The 13,998-nt window shown below is 46.0% G+C and carries 13 protein-coding genes; 3 read left to right on the forward strand and 10 right to left on the reverse strand.

What is annotated here, in order from left to right; all coding sequences use genetic code 11:
* Together MHN09_RS19610 and MHN09_RS19615 are read left to right on the forward strand one after the other, a co-directional pair.
* On the forward strand, window positions 1-202 hold a 202-nt coding region (locus MHN09_RS19610; RefSeq protein WP_239241758.1), incomplete at its 5' end, for a hypothetical protein.
* A gap of 207 nt (window positions 203-409) precedes the next feature.
* Complete coding sequence (locus MHN09_RS19615; RefSeq protein ID WP_239241759.1) at window positions 410-727, forward strand: hypothetical protein; 318 nt, start codon at window positions 410-412, stop codon at window positions 725-727.
* A 625-nt stretch (window positions 728-1,352) separates the two neighbouring features.
* Here MHN09_RS19615 and MHN09_RS19620 read toward each other — a convergent pair.
* The 9 genes from MHN09_RS19620 to MHN09_RS19660 form a co-directional block, all read right to left on the reverse strand.
* On the reverse strand, window positions 1,353-2,972 hold the full coding sequence (locus MHN09_RS19620; RefSeq protein WP_049588550.1) for an esterase-like activity of phytase family protein: 1,620 nt from the start codon (window positions 2,970-2,972) through the stop codon (window positions 1,353-1,355).
* A 465-nt stretch (window positions 2,973-3,437) separates the two neighbouring features.
* Window positions 3,438-3,770, reverse strand: a complete 333-nt coding sequence (locus MHN09_RS19625) for a DUF6488 family protein (protein ID WP_239219432.1) — start codon at window positions 3,768-3,770, stop codon at window positions 3,438-3,440.
* 27 nt (window positions 3,771-3,797) lie between these two features.
* The gene (locus MHN09_RS19630; protein WP_239241760.1) at window positions 3,798-4,337 is read right to left on the reverse strand and encodes a hypothetical protein; all 540 of its coding nucleotides are present in this window, start codon (window positions 4,335-4,337) and stop codon (window positions 3,798-3,800) included.
* A gap of 20 nt (window positions 4,338-4,357) precedes the next feature.
* Window positions 4,358-5,053, reverse strand: a complete 696-nt coding sequence (locus MHN09_RS19635; RefSeq protein ID WP_239219436.1) for a HupE/UreJ family protein — start codon at window positions 5,051-5,053, stop codon at window positions 4,358-4,360.
* Window positions 5,043-8,204 carry a CusA/CzcA family heavy metal efflux RND transporter gene (locus tag MHN09_RS19640; protein ID WP_239219438.1) on the reverse strand — a complete coding sequence of 1,054 codons (3,162 nt, stop codon included), beginning with the start codon at window positions 8,202-8,204 and terminating at the stop codon, window positions 5,043-5,045. The genes MHN09_RS19635 and MHN09_RS19640 overlap by 11 nt, the downstream gene beginning before the upstream one ends.
* A gap of 11 nt (window positions 8,205-8,215) precedes the next feature.
* Complete coding sequence (locus tag MHN09_RS19645) at window positions 8,216-9,457, reverse strand: efflux RND transporter periplasmic adaptor subunit (RefSeq protein ID WP_239241761.1); 1,242 nt, start codon at window positions 9,455-9,457, stop codon at window positions 8,216-8,218.
* 8 nt (window positions 9,458-9,465) lie between these two features.
* Window positions 9,466-10,749 carry a TolC family protein gene (locus MHN09_RS19650; protein ID WP_239241762.1) on the reverse strand — a complete coding sequence of 428 codons (1,284 nt, stop codon included), beginning with the start codon at window positions 10,747-10,749 and terminating at the stop codon, window positions 9,466-9,468.
* 13 nt (window positions 10,750-10,762) lie between these two features.
* The gene (locus MHN09_RS19655) at window positions 10,763-11,740 is read right to left on the reverse strand and encodes a M56 family metallopeptidase (RefSeq protein ID WP_239241763.1); all 978 of its coding nucleotides are present in this window, start codon (window positions 11,738-11,740) and stop codon (window positions 10,763-10,765) included.
* A gap of 20 nt (window positions 11,741-11,760) precedes the next feature.
* Complete coding sequence (locus MHN09_RS19660) at window positions 11,761-12,141, reverse strand: BlaI/MecI/CopY family transcriptional regulator (RefSeq protein WP_163086200.1); 381 nt, start codon at window positions 12,139-12,141, stop codon at window positions 11,761-11,763.
* An 81-nt stretch (window positions 12,142-12,222) separates the two neighbouring features.
* Between MHN09_RS19660 and MHN09_RS19665 the strand changes: the two genes are divergently transcribed.
* Window positions 12,223-12,576, forward strand: coding sequence for a DUF3147 family protein (locus MHN09_RS19665; RefSeq protein ID WP_163086203.1), 354 nt, complete (start codon window positions 12,223-12,225; stop codon window positions 12,574-12,576).
* Between the two features lie 174 nt (window positions 12,577-12,750).
* Here the strand turns inward: MHN09_RS19665 and MHN09_RS19670 are convergent, their stop codons facing one another.
* Complete coding sequence (locus tag MHN09_RS19670) at window positions 12,751-13,362, reverse strand: tyrosine-type recombinase/integrase (protein ID WP_239241764.1); 612 nt, start codon at window positions 13,360-13,362, stop codon at window positions 12,751-12,753.
* Window positions 13,363-13,998: the final 636 nt, after the last annotated feature.

Genomic DNA, 13,998 nt, shown 5'->3' on the forward strand with positions numbered 1-13,998 from the left:
TGAAGAAAAAGGGCTTGATGATATTTATATACACTCCAAGTTAAATAGACTGAGCGTAGCCAAAGACAACCTTGAATTACTTGCGATGACGAGGTTTCTCGACGACGAGGGAAGGCATATGCTCGCTCATCGAATTCACTATAAGCTAAAAGACCTCCATGGTTTTTACGCTGTTTCGGCGCGCTTCTCTGAAAAAGCATAGTTTTACGAACAGGCAGTTGCAAAAGTTAATTAGAATTCGGATAACTAGCGAAGCTCTAAGAGTTAACTTGTTACTGCCTTTAAATTGAATGAAGAAATGTATAAACCAATGATAGGAATATATTTTCGATACGGAGTGCTAATTCAGCATGAGCATTTAAATTTTAAAATGCTAAATGGTTAGCATGATTTCAAATTTGGAAAGACTATGAATTCAGATTTTAGCACCGAAAACATAATAGAAACGGTCAAGAAGTGGACAGAAGATGGGATTGGCTCACCGTCACTATTGATATCGATGGATGACGACTTATTTTACGTAAGTTACTATCAAGGCATGGGAAATTCCGATTACACGTCAGTTGACAAGTTTTTACCTCAATATAAAACAGTTATTGAGCGGCTCTATCGGGAAGGTAAGTTGAAAGCATCGGGGCAGCCATTTACTTTGTACCCCGACAGTGACCGATTTAGAAAGCTCAGACTTGAGACTGAGAATATGAAAGTAAACGAGCAGGTTAGATAACCTTAGACGCACTAAATATCTAACCTGACACTTTTGTTTGCTGGTTTAAATACCATCTGACAGGCGCCAAAAGATAAGTTGCGGACGAACAGATTATTGACTAGCTACTTCTGCTTTGTACGTAAACCGGACCTTGGTACTTGAAGCTCGAACACAATGCACAGCTTAAACATGCATCATGCTCAGGGCGTGCTTTCATATATCTACTAGAAGATTTCAGTAGCAATGACCAGCGTATTCCAATTCGATTAACAACAATGATTTCGTCATTGCTTTTCATATCTAAATTTGTAATGCGTGAAACAGGTCTTGAATTCAGAAGTCACAGAGGATAGTACATAGTGTTAATCTTTCCTATATTCAGGTTTGTGCGCCTACCATTACACAATTACCGTTAGAACACGTGGGATTGCCACTTGTTGAATTGGCGTTGGGCTTTGATAACCCCGCGAATCGAGAGTGGCTAATAATGGCGCGTTTAAACTCAGGGTAGAAAAAGGCATGAAAAAAGCACCGCTTACATAAAGTTAAGTCGGTGCTTTTGTAGCATTGAAAGGGTAATTGTCGCAGACTAGTCTGTGCAAATTTGCGGCCATTTCAGTGCGAGTGGCGCTGCATCAGCGCATTAATTTTCAGTCAGATTTAAACTGTCAACAATGTACAGCGTATTGCCATCAATCACGGTATTATTGATATCTAAATATTTTTGACCTAGTGGTGCGCCTTCTTCCGATTTTGACCAGGTGGCAAAATCATCATCGTTAAGTACACCTAAGCGACTGCCATCAATCACCCAAAGACCTTCCATTTTGTCGTGTGGGTATGCCACTTCATCCACCATATCAACGACCATTTCCAGCTTTTCAACCGGAGCAATCCCTAAGTTGGCCAGCATACCCCAACCCTGGTCGTAAACGCCGTCAGTGGCATTGTCGTTGATAACTTCTTCCAGCGTAGCACCGTCAATCACCAGGCCTAATGCATCATCCTGTGTGATAGTGCCAGCAGCGGCGACACTTTCCAGATCGGTTGCGTTACTGATGTCAATTTTATACACCTGTTTCTGGGCTGCGCCCGTTTTGCCAAAGAATGCACCATCGCGCTCTAACACTAAGAATTGCGTGTCGCTGATGGCTTTAATGGCAGAGTTGGAATTAGAGCCTTTTTCCTGTCTGTACAGATACTGTGAGATAGCGCCGGTTGCCAAATCTACCGTAACAATGCGTGTCATATCGGTTCTGTTTCTGTCGGGGTTATCCAGACTCGATTGCATAATACCTACTAAGGTGCTTTCATCTGGCGTGATGGTCAGGCCTTCCATACCGCGGTTAGCCCAACGATTGCCAAACTCAGCTGGCAGATCATACAGGTTACGATCATCTGCAGCGAAAGGGTTAATGCGTTCCAGTTCAACTCCGTCAGCGCTGTAATGCACAATGTGCGGGCCATATTCATCCGATACCCAGAAGGTACCGTCAGACACAGCGACTAAACCTTCTGAATCTAAACCGTAATCATCAAAGACTGCAGGGTTGGTATCGGCATCATAAGGTTGGGTCATGTCTGCACGGATCACTTCGCGATCTGTGTTGTAAGGTACTTCGCCCGTGCCGCCTAAGCTTGGCGTATTCGGTAAGCCGCTAATGTTGTTACCATCCCGGTCTTTTAACAGAATATCGCTGATCTTAGCAATTGAACCATTGGCCTGAACCTCGAATAAGCCAATGCGTGGCGTGTAATCCGGGGTCGGGAAAATTTTACCACTACCGTGTGGCGCTCCTTCCTGAGCAGTGCGGTATTTGGCATTAGGGCCACGGTCGGTTAACGCATAAAATTGCATTGGGTTGGTTGGGTGGCCATCAAGGTCCGAACCATATCCACCGTTACGCACTTCAAAAGTTGAGCCCGGGTAAAAAGTATTGTCCATATCGTTGCGCAGCACGGAATAAGGAAGGCGCGCGCCGCTGGTGCCAAAAGTGTCCGGGTTACAAACATAAGAGGTATCGCTGACTTCTGACGCCTCTAAAGTACCATCACTATTGGCATCCAGTCCCGAATCTATTTGCACGCCGCCCAGCCAACACTGCTCACTGCCGGTAGCCAGTTCGGTTTGTACAACCAGGCTTGTCAGACCATTGCTGCCGTCAGCGCCATTCGTCCCATCGACACCGTCATCGCCATCATCACAAGCGGTTAAAAGTGTTACAACAGATAAAGCAATAACGGATAATTTAAACTTACTCACTTATTATTCTCCCTGAAAATTAACTATTGCGAAATGCAATCAAATGAGGTTATGCATGAAACATGATCAGCTTGTGACAGTCTGATGACAGGTAAGTGACAGGTGTATAAAAGGACGTTGTTGCAAGCCCGTATTGAGTTTCTGCGCTTTAGTTATCGTTTTCACAGCAATATAGTCAATATTGGCCTGAGTCGGCAACAGAGAGACTGAAGCTCATCACTGCATAAGCCGATAGTGACAGTCTGGTTACTATTGTCTCAAGGTGCCTCCGATGCTGTTGGGCTGCTCCGTACGTAAAGCGGTCGCTGGAAGATTGAGATTCTAATGACGGCAATGAGTGAAAGCGGAAGTTTGGGGTAAACGCTTTTCATTGAAGCAGTCTGCAAAAAGGGATACACCTATATTGCTAGAAATGATGGATAGACACTGGGCGTCAACTCTCAGTGCCCACCTACATCCTCGTCTTTAAAAGTCGTTCTTAGCTTTTACATCCAGTACCTGACCATTGTTGGCTATCTTGAAAAAGACTTGCTTGGCAGCATCAGAATTTGAGGCACTTACCACATAGAACTCTTCTTCAACACTAACGACACTGAACTTTTCAGGCGTCAAGTCTTTCCACGATTCATCCAGTTTACCCACTTCAAAGCCAAAATCTTTGAAGGTCATTTGCTTTACAGATTTAGCTGCAATACGCGTGGCCTGCTGGCCGCTAATGACACCATGATCGCCGTGTGCTAGCGCATTGCCACTGATTAAAGCGCAAAGAAGTACTGCTGCTGATAACGTTTTTTTCATTACATTCTCCAGTTTTAGTAAGTTGAATTACTGTTTCAAGCCAATTACTTCATATTGACCTTTTACCAACAGTTGAACGGCAATAGGCTTGTCCGATTTGTTTTTCCAATACCACCCATGCGAACCGGCGAAGGGAGCAGTAAAGCTGCCTTTCATTTCATTAGAGGTCGCAATGGTATAGCTCTCGAAATACCCGGTGGTATCACCTTCCGGTTCACCGTGTAAATCGAAGTACAAGGCTTCACCATCGGTCAGCCACTCATACGTCATTTTTGCATATTGCTGCATGGCAAATTTGTATTCGACACCGCGTCCGGCTGGCACGACGACTTCAATGGTCTGAAATTCCTGACTGCCTGAAGTATTGGTATCAGCATTGTTGGTAGAAACAACAACATCAGATTCATTCGCTTGTGCTAGGGTCGTCAGCCCTAGTTTTTGCCCGATTCCTGTTGGGTCGATGTTGTATTCCGCTGGAAGAATAAAAGTCACCAACGCAATTGCCGCCACAATTGTTGCGGTGATACTGGCTTTGACTAAGGTTTTTGTACTAACAGTGTGTTGCATAATATTCTCTTGTTATAAGTTTAATTAACGATGTAGCCGGTAAGCTGATATCCCATCAACATGACACCAGCACTCATCAGCGCCGTGTTGGTCACGGTTGAGAACCGCTGGAACGAAGGCAGTTTTCGCCAAGCGTTGATGGCGATCAGGATAAACACGAGTGCTGCAAACTGGCCCAGTTCAACTCCGATGTTAAAGGCAACTAGATTAGTAATAAGCCCCTCTTCCGGTAAATGGAATTCCTGTAATTTGGTTGCCAATCCAAAACCGTGAAATAAGCCAAAGATCAGTACCGCCCATTGCGTGTTGGGTTGCCAGTTAAAACAGCGTTTGAAACCACCTAAGTTATCAAAGCCTTTGTAAACGACAGATAAACCTATGACAGCGTCAATCAAATAGGCGTTAACCTGAATATCGCTCAGCACACCAAACAGTAAGGTCGTGCTGTGACCAATAGTAAACATGGTCACGTATAGCAGTACTTCCTTGCTGCGGTACAGAAAGAAGATCACACCCACCAAGAACAGCAAATGGTCATAGCCGGTGATCATATGCTTAGCCCCGATGTACAAAAACGGAATAAACTGCACACCTTGGTTTTGTTCCAGAAATGCGCGGGTATTATCGTCCACCCCATGTGCGAATACATCAATGCTGATCAAGGCTAATGCGCCCAGCAGCAGAGTTAAGCTGAGTTTAATAAGACTATTTGGCATCAGACGACTCCAATACTTCTGTGTCAGTCAAAAGTGACTCCTTTTCTTTGTGTAAAATGCGATATAAGGCCGGAATAACGAACAGGGTAAGCAAGGTGGATGAAATGATCCCGCCTATCACCACCGTAGCCAATGGACGCTGAACTTCAGAGCCAATGCCGGTATTGAGCGCCATCGGGATGAATCCCAGTGATGCCACCAATGCGGTCGTTAATACCGGGCGCAATCTCGTTAACGCACCGTCAAAAATGGCCTGATTCAGATTCACGCCTTCTTTGCGTAATTCACGGATAAAAGACACCATTACCAGACCATTCAAAATGGCGATACCAGACAAGGCGATAAAACCCACCGCCGCCGAGATGGAAAATGGGATATCACGTAATAACAGCGCAGCAATTCCGCCCGTTAATGCCAGTGGCACACCCGTGAAGATGATCATCGCGTCTTTAAACGAGTTCAGTGCCAGAATCAGCAAACCGATGATCATTAGCAAGGTAACCGGCACAACAATACTAAGGCGCTTGGAGGCCGACTGTAGCTTCTGGTAAGTGCCACCGTACTCTACCCAGTAACCGGCCGGAATTTCGACTTCTTCCGCCACAGCTTGCTGAATATCAGCCACAAAGCTACCTAAATCACGTCCACGCACATTGGCGGTGACCACCACTCGGCGTTTGCCATTTTCCCGGTTTATCTGGTTGGCCCCGGACACCAGCTCCAGCGACACCAATTCTTGTAGCGGAATGCTATGACCATCGGGCAACGTTATGGGCAGGTAATTAAGCGCATCAATATCCTGTCGGCGTGATTCGCCTAAGCGCACAACAATGTCTGAGCGCACATCGCCCTGATAAAACTTACCAGCAACTGCGCCGCCCATAGCGGTAGCCACTTGCGATTGCACATCACCAATACTGATACCGTGCTGCATGAGTTTTTGATGGTCAGAAACAATATTCAGCATGGGTAAGCCGGTCGTCTGTTCAACCTGAATATCGGCAATGCCTTCTACTTGAGAAATAGCAGATTCAATTTCAGCGCCTAAACCTGTGAGAGTATCGAAGTCGTCTCCAAATACCTTGATGGCCAGCTCTGCCCGAACGCCAGCCAGTAGCTCGTTAAAGCGCATCTGAATGGGTTGCAGAAATTCGTAGCGGTTGCCGGGTATGGGCGCAACCAGAGCAGCGAGTTCTTCGACAATTTTCTCTTTCCTCTTGTCAGGATCAGGCCACTGCTCACGGGGTTTTAAAATAATGAAGTTATCCGCCACACTAGGTGGAACCGCATCGGTAGCCACATCAGCGGTACCGATTTTGGCAAACACCCGCTCTACTTCCGGCATCTGCTTAATTTTGTCTTCCAGCGTTTCCTGTAGTGCAATAGCCTGACTCAGTGACGTGCCCGGAATGCGCAGAGCGTGCATAGCAATATCCCCTTCATCCAGATTGGGGGCAAATTCGCTTCCTAGTTTGGTTGCCTGATAGCCAAATACCACCACCAATAGTGACGCAACGAATACAACTATCCAGCGACCTTTCAACACCCAGCTTAACCCCGGGCGGTATAAGGCCTCGGCTCCACGAATCAGTGGGCTGTGTTTTTCTTTGACTGGCTTTTTAAACAATAATGCAATGATGGCGGGAACAAAGGTGACAGAAAGCAACATCGCACTTAATAAAGCTATGACGACAGTAATCGCCATCGGATGGAACATTTTGCCTTCCACGCCTTCCAGCGCAAAAATGGGCAGGTATACAGCTGTAATGATAAACACACCAAACAATGCCGGGCGGATCACTTCACGGGTAGCATCAAACACCAACTCCATGCGCTCTCTAAGTGGTAATGGGGCGTGCTCTTGGTCCGAAGATGGAGCACTTTGGCTGAGCCTGCGCAAACAGTTCTCAACAATAATAATCGCACCATCAACCAACAAGCCGAAATCGAGTGCGCCAAGGCTCATCAGATTAGCACTTACGCGGGTCTGAACCATGCCAGTAATGGTCATTAACATGGCAAAGGGGATCACCAGCGCGGTTAAAAAGGCTGCCCGGAAGTTACCTAAAAGAACAAACAGCACCACAATGACCAGAAGCGCCCCTTCCAATAGGTTGGTTTGGACTGTCTCTAAGGTCTTATCCACCAACTTGGTGCGGTCATACACAGCGGTAGCCACAATACCTTCAGGCAGACTGGCGTTGATTTCTTTCAGCTTCTCGCCAACGGCCTGCGCCACGGTTCGACTGTTCTCGCCAATCAACATGAAGACAGTACTCATAACCACTTCGCGGCCGTTTTGAGTCGCCGCACCAGTACGTAATCCTTGGCCATTTTCGACATCCGCAACATCCTGAATGGTCAGCGCAGAACCATTAATCGATTTCAGTGGAATACGGCCTATTGCCGCAATATCTTCGGCCTGTCCGGGGATTCTTAGCAGCCACTGCGCACCGTTTTGTTCAATAAACCCTGCGCCTCGATTCTGGTTTTTGCTGGCAATGGCATCGACCACATCCGCTTGGGTTAAACCAAAGGCCAGCAGCTTTTCAGGTTTGAAGGCAATCAGTATTTCACGTTCAAACCCACCTATAGGGTTAACCTCAACAACGCCGGGAACCCGCATTAACTGTGGCCTGATAGTCCAGTCATGAACAGTGCGTAAATCCATTGGTGTGATGGGCGAACCATCTGCATGGGTGGCATCAGGTTCGGCATCAACGGTAAACATGAATATTTCACCCAAGCCCGTAGCAATAGGGCCAAGCTGAGGCTCCAATCCTGTCGGCAGTTCAGAACGGGCGGCGGATAATCGTTCATTCACCAACTGGCGAGCAAAGTATACATCCGTCTCGTCACTGAATATGGCGACTACCTGAGATAACCCATAGCGCGAGACAGAGCGGGTATAGGTCAGCCCCGGCAAGCCTGCTAGCGCCGTTTCCAAAGGAAATGTGACCCGTTGCTCTATCTCAAGCGGTGTATAACCGGCTGCTTCAGTGTTGATAATCACCTGTACATTGGTAATATCTGGCACCGCATCGATAGGCAGCTTAGTGAAATTCCATACCCCCAGTCCGGCAATCGCTAATACCATTACCAGTACGAGAAAACTTCGCTTTATCGAAAAGCGTAAAATCGACTCCAACATGTTTTACGCTCCTAGTGGTCGTGTGATGCGCCGGACTTTTCAATGTCGGCTTTTAAGATGTAACTGTTCTCGGTGACATACTCGGTGCCTGGATTTAATCCGCCGAGCACTTCAACCCATTCTCCGCCTTCACGCCCTAACTCCAGCATACGTACTTCATACTGTTCACCGACTTTGGCATAAACCACCGTAAAATCGCGAAAGCCTTGTAAACCAACACGTTTAACCGCAAGCGGCACGTCAAAGGTCGCAACCTCAATTTGTGCCTGAACAAAGCTGCCTGTGGTCAATTCACTCTTTTCGTTAGGTAAGTTTACCCACACGATGCGAGCCTGATCATCCCGCACCTTTGGTTCGATAAACGAAATGTTGCCTTGGTAGTTTTTATCCACACCTTCAACCTGTAAGTTCACTACTGATCCTATGCGGACTTTTTGATAGTCACTTGGATACACAGCCAGCTTGGCAATGTATTGGCTGCTATCTGTTATGCTCAGTAAGGTTCGGCTGGCAGTTTGTTCTCCCGCATTCGCAAACTGCTCTGTGATAACGCCATCCGACGGCGCTTTAACTTGATAAGGCTTCAGGCTCTCATTACTTTCTACCGTTAACAGCGTTTGCCCTTTCTTCACCTCTTCACCGAAACCCACATGCAATTTGGTAATTTCCCCATCAAATCGAGCCGAAACAGAACGTTGCGCCCCCACAGGCAGTGCCAATGTGCCGTAGGCAGGGATAGTTTGATGCAGGGTCGCAGGTCCTGCGATAGCCGTTTGAATATCCATTGCCTCTGCCACAGCTTGCTCAATAATGGTACGCCCTTCGAAGTTGTCATATTGCCAGCGGTAAGATTTACCCTGATGCTTAGCTTCGATGGTGACCACAAAAGAATGGGGTTCATAGATTTCCATGTCACCGCGCAGGAAATCACCTTGAACATAGAAATTAATGTCATCAACAACATTACCCAAGCGGGTCAATTTAACGTTCAAATCTACTGACTTTGGATCGATAGGTTGGCCTTCTTTGGTGAGCCAAACACGAAATTCAGGAGGAACGCCCGTTTCGAAAATTGACAACTCCAAAGCGAAATCACCATCACGTAACATACGTCCCCGATGTGGGCCTTTTTCTGGTTCAGGCTGTTCAGCAGCAGGCGCAGATGATGCCATTACCGGAAGGCTGACTAAGTCTAAGCTGAGGTTTAATAACATCGCCAAACTCAATGACGAAAGGATTTTATTGTTTTTCATAATTTGTCTCACTGAGATAGGGATGTACCGGTCAGGCGTTGAATTTCAATATGCTGCAAATGCAGGCTTTCAAACGCTTCAAGCAACTGTGTTTGTGCGCTAAGTAATTCCCGGCGCACGCCGCTGTATTGGTTGTAACTGAGTTGGCCTCTCTCAAACGCATTATTTGCTTCAGATAAAGCAGTTTCCAACGTGGGCACAATGTCTGTTTGCATGGTTTGTATCACGTGCTTTGAATGCGCCATTTCCTGTAGCAGGACATAAAGCTGTGCGTCCAATGATTGCATCAACGCACTTTGTTCGCTGGCGAGTACATCCTGCTGGGCTTGCAGAGCTGCAATCATCCCAGCATTGCGGTTGCCATCGCCCCACGGAATGGAAATTCCGGCAACCAAACCAAAATCATCGGTCGCTTCATAGCGGCGTAGTCCGGCTGTGAACTGCCATTGGGGTTTAGCTTCTATTCGTGCCAGTTCCATTTGCGACTGGGCGATACGCTGGGCGCTAACAAACTGTTGTAAGCGAGGATTTTGCTTGAGCAGTGCCAGTTGGCTTTCAACCGATGGAACAGCCGGTACGCTGAGCAAATTGCCGTTCAGATAATAGTTCTGAGCAGGGTTACCCCACAGCGAGGCCAGTTGATACTGACTGGCCTTGAGTTCATGTTCTACGTCTTCTACGGCCAATTCCCGGCGTATCAGCTCTGCTTTTGCCAGTTGTACCTCAACACTTGAACTCTTACCGGCTTTCACTCGCTTGGTTATAGCATCTACCACTTCTTCTGCCTGAGTTGCAGCCATCTGATTGAGCTTAAGACGCTCTTGCTTAACCAGAATATCGATATAGTGCTTGGCCACCAATGCAGACAAATCGAGTGCTTTAACCTGCTTTTCAAGTACCAGTTTTGCGGCTTCGCTTTTTGCGGCATTCACCCTACTATCGATTTGTTCCTGCTGTAACAACCACGTATACGTCAGTGTTGATTGCGTGCTTTTTAGCGCACTATGTTCACCCGTACCCATCGCATCTTCAATCATCAGCCCAATTTGGGGACGTTCACCGACACCAGCTTGCTGAATACGCCCCTGCCAAACCTGCTCCTGTGACAGTAAAGCCTTCAATTCTGGGTGATAATTTAAGGTCATCATCACGGCTTCAGGTAGGCTGATAACCTGAGAAGTTTCCTCTGATGCAGCTGTCGCTGATAAGAGTAAACCAACTCCGGCAAGTACAGCAAAAAACCGATAGCCAATCGGTTTTTTACTCTTGCGTTTACAAAGGATTTCTTTCATTCCCAGTCCTTACTTAATGGGTGAAAAAGGTTTCGATAATGTGGTGGAGACTATCAACCGTAGAAGCGGTTAACAGAGGCGCAGAAGCAAACAATATGATTGCAAAGCCCACTGCTAGTCGGGATGGTGATGTCACCGGGTTAATGAGGCATTGCACGCGCACAGTGGTTTGGTCATTGCCAAAGTAGCTTGTTTGCAAGCCATCGCAGCAGTTGTTTTGCACAGAGTCTATGCTTCGCTGCATACGCGCGACATTGATTAGGGTTTGAGCAACATCTAGGTTGTCATATTTCTTGGTCACTGCACTATCAGCTACCTGCTCAGTCAATAACGTAAATTGTTGTATCAGTTTTCGCTTAACAGTAGCGGGAAAAAAAACTGCAAATGTTGCAAAAGCAACTTTGAGTAAAGGATCGCGCGATTCAACATGCGCTATTTCATGGCGGACGATGATATCCAACTCCTGCTCATTAACCCGTTCTTTGAGCGCGGTTGTAACATAGATTTTCGGAGACAGCAGCCCTGTGGTAAAGGCTGCCGGTATTGGCAGCGGTAACGAATAATACCCCTGCTTACCGTTGATATGCTGTAATTTGATATCAGATAAGCCAATCAAATCTGCCATCGATGATGCTTGCTTTCTACGAATATAAACGGTTCTTGTCACTGACCAGAGCAAATATGCAGAGGCCGATAACAAGGTAACAGCATGCCAACTGGTGAAACTAAAAATATCGACGTGGTGCCAGTGCGCAAAGTCGTTTAGCAAAGCCGCGGGGAATATGTCTTGCTGCCTCGGCCAGAAAAATCCTACGCAACTGATTGCGATCCACCACGGCGCAGTCACTAATGACCACAAGATGACTTTGCGAATCCCAAAGGTGAATTGTGCTATTCGGTGAAGAGTGAATGGTGAAATAACGGCAATGAAAACCACACTGATAGCAAATACCAGCACAGCAATGCTCAGTAAATTCAGTGTTATTGCCATATTTCCCACCAACATGTTCGTTAGTTCCCTTTGCGCAACTTGCGTTGTTGTTCTATCAACTGTTCCAGCTTATCAAGTTGGGCATCATCCAGATTGGCAGAAGCTGAGCTGAATGCTGCAATCAAGCTATGCTCACCGTCTTCAACAAAATCGCTGGTCACGTTGGTGATAAGCGTCGCTATCAATGCTTCCCTGTCTACTTTTGCTCGGTAACAATAGGCGTGCCCCTGTTTGGTTCGGCTCAACAAACCTTTTTTAAACAAGCGATCCAAGGTGCTCTGAATGGTATTGAGTGAATTCCCACGAGACTGCCCAAGCACGGCATGTACTTGTTTCGCGTCAGCTTCAGACGCATTCCACAGATACTGCAAAACCTGTTTTTCTAATTCACCTAACTGCATAACACTATTCTCTTCCAATAATAGTGTTATAGTTACAAAAAAAAAACCGATAGGCAATCGGTTTTTTGAGGTGGAGGTAATATGGGTTGGTTAATTACAAAGTATTTAGTGACTGCGGCAGTCGTCGTCGCTGCTTCTGAAGTTGCAAAGCGCAGTGATAAGCTAGGCGCACTTATTGTGGCACTCCCGATGGTAACCATTCTAGCCATGATCTGGCTGTACGTTGAAAAGCAACCGATGGAAAAGATAGCCAACCATGCTTGGTATACTTTCTGGTACGTTGTACCTACATTACCAATGTTTCTGATCTTTCCATCACTTCTTCATCGCTTTGGCTTTTGGCCGGCATTAGCGATGAGTGCTGGGATAACAGTGGTGTGTTTTGGGGTATTTGCACTTGTTCTCAAGCTAATTGGAATCAATCTGATATCTTAACTTACTAAATAGATTGGCATTTTCTTAACATTTTTGAATGTCCGATTTTGACACAAATCGGTGGTTCGACATCTCGACATTGACCGTCTGCTATTTGTCTGAAGCGGACTTGCGCAAAAGTATGTCCAACGCCCGCTTTACGCTCACAGGGGCTGCACAAGCAGCCCGTACAGCCTAGATTTCAATAGACTCCGATATTTCCAAAGCATCATCAACTTCGATGCCTAAGTAACAAACTGTGCTCTCTAGCTTCTTGTGTCCAAGCAAGAGTTGAACTACCCGAAGGTTTTTAGTCTTCTTGTAAATTAAATAAGGTTTGGTCCTGCGCAGTGAATGGGTGCTGTACAGCGAGGTATTAAGTCCAAGTTTTTCAATCCATCCATGGAAAATGCGATTATATTGTTTGGTTGATATATGCTCAGCGCCGTGTATACGAGATTTAAAAAGGTAGTCAGACGCTTTTAGTTCTGCTTTCTTCACCCAAGCTAAAATCGATTCGCCAGTGTTTGGTGTTATCTCAAATTGGACAGGACTACCTGTTTTTTGCTGAACGACATTCGTACGCCTCAGCGCAGAACGTCCGCAAACGACGTCTGAAACTTTTAGTTTAACGAGGTCACAACCTCGTAGCTTGCTATCAAGACCAAGGTTGAACAGTGCGAGGTCACGTGTCCGACCTTCAAGTTCTAATCGAATTCGGATACCCCATATATGTGATATCTGAAGAGGTTTCTTCTGCCCAATTATGCGATCTTTGTTCCAAGGTGTATGGATTCGAATTGCCATAAGTTGTCTCCTGCTCAGTAGGAATCACAAGTATGGCAGTCAAGTTGAATGGCTTAATAAAAATATGAGCAGAACTTCAGAGTTGTGCCAAAAGCAGACATTACAAGACTTGTTTCATTTAGATGTTCATGCAACTTCAACAATAAACACTCACAAGCCCAAAGCACTTCATCGATATTAAATCACATGTAAGCATAATTTAATGCCTGACCTAACACATCACGAAACAGATGGGAGAGCACTATGCCTATAGGCTCAAGCATTGATGACTTTTTGGAAGAAGGGATTAAGTAAGAAGTAGAATTTACAGCTAGTAATCGAATAGCACAGAGTCAAACTTTTCTGGTAGACAATGACCAAAACACAAGTGGTTGTGACGCACAATTTAATTTGATAGCCTATCTGAATGAAAAAGATACTTATCATCACAACCTCTTCTTTCAACTGGTGGCGCTCACTCTGAGCGGCACGGAATTCGTACATTCTTTTGCTGCTGGAAGGTAGCTAAGTCTGTATGTTCTTTATATCTCCAGTAGTACGTTTTATTTACTTGGAGATATATCGTGACCAATCAAACAAATACCGAACGACAAGTCATTCTCACTGGCGACCGAGCGACTGGGCCTCTTCACTTAG

It is taken from the genome of Alteromonas sp. MmMcT2-5, from assembly GCF_022348315.1.
Lineage (GTDB): Bacteria > Pseudomonadota > Gammaproteobacteria > Enterobacterales > Alteromonadaceae > Alteromonas > Alteromonas macleodii.

Bases quoted from the DNA above. Each gene is read 5' to 3' on its own strand.
- MHN09_RS19640 (WP_239219438.1), bottom strand. From the start codon at position 8,204: ATGTTGGAGTCGATTTTACGCTTTTCGATAAAGCGAAGTTTTCTCGTA.
- MHN09_RS19660 (WP_163086200.1), bottom strand. From the start codon at position 12,141: ATGCAGTTAGGTGAATTAGAAAAACAGGTTTTGCAGTATCTGTGGAAT.
- MHN09_RS19615 (WP_239241759.1), top strand. From the start codon at position 410: ATGAATTCAGATTTTAGCACCGAAAACATAATAGAAACGGTCAAGAAG.
- MHN09_RS19630 (WP_239241760.1), bottom strand. From the start codon at position 4,337: ATGCAACACACTGTTAGTACAAAAACCTTAGTCAAAGCCAGTATCACC.
- MHN09_RS19665 (WP_163086203.1), top strand. From the start codon at position 12,223: ATGGGTTGGTTAATTACAAAGTATTTAGTGACTGCGGCAGTCGTCGTC.
- MHN09_RS19625 (WP_239219432.1), bottom strand. From the start codon at position 3,770: ATGAAAAAAACGTTATCAGCAGCAGTACTTCTTTGCGCTTTAATCAGT.
- MHN09_RS19645 (WP_239241761.1), bottom strand. From the start codon at position 9,457: ATGAAAAACAATAAAATCCTTTCGTCATTGAGTTTGGCGATGTTATTA.
- MHN09_RS19670 (WP_239241764.1), bottom strand. From the start codon at position 13,362: ATGGCAATTCGAATCCATACACCTTGGAACAAAGATCGCATAATTGGG.
- MHN09_RS19655 (WP_239241763.1), bottom strand. From the start codon at position 11,740: ATGGCAATAACACTGAATTTACTGAGCATTGCTGTGCTGGTATTTGCT.
- MHN09_RS19650 (WP_239241762.1), bottom strand. From the start codon at position 10,749: ATGAAAGAAATCCTTTGTAAACGCAAGAGTAAAAAACCGATTGGCTAT.
- MHN09_RS19635 (WP_239219436.1), bottom strand. From the start codon at position 5,053: ATGCCAAATAGTCTTATTAAACTCAGCTTAACTCTGCTGCTGGGCGCA.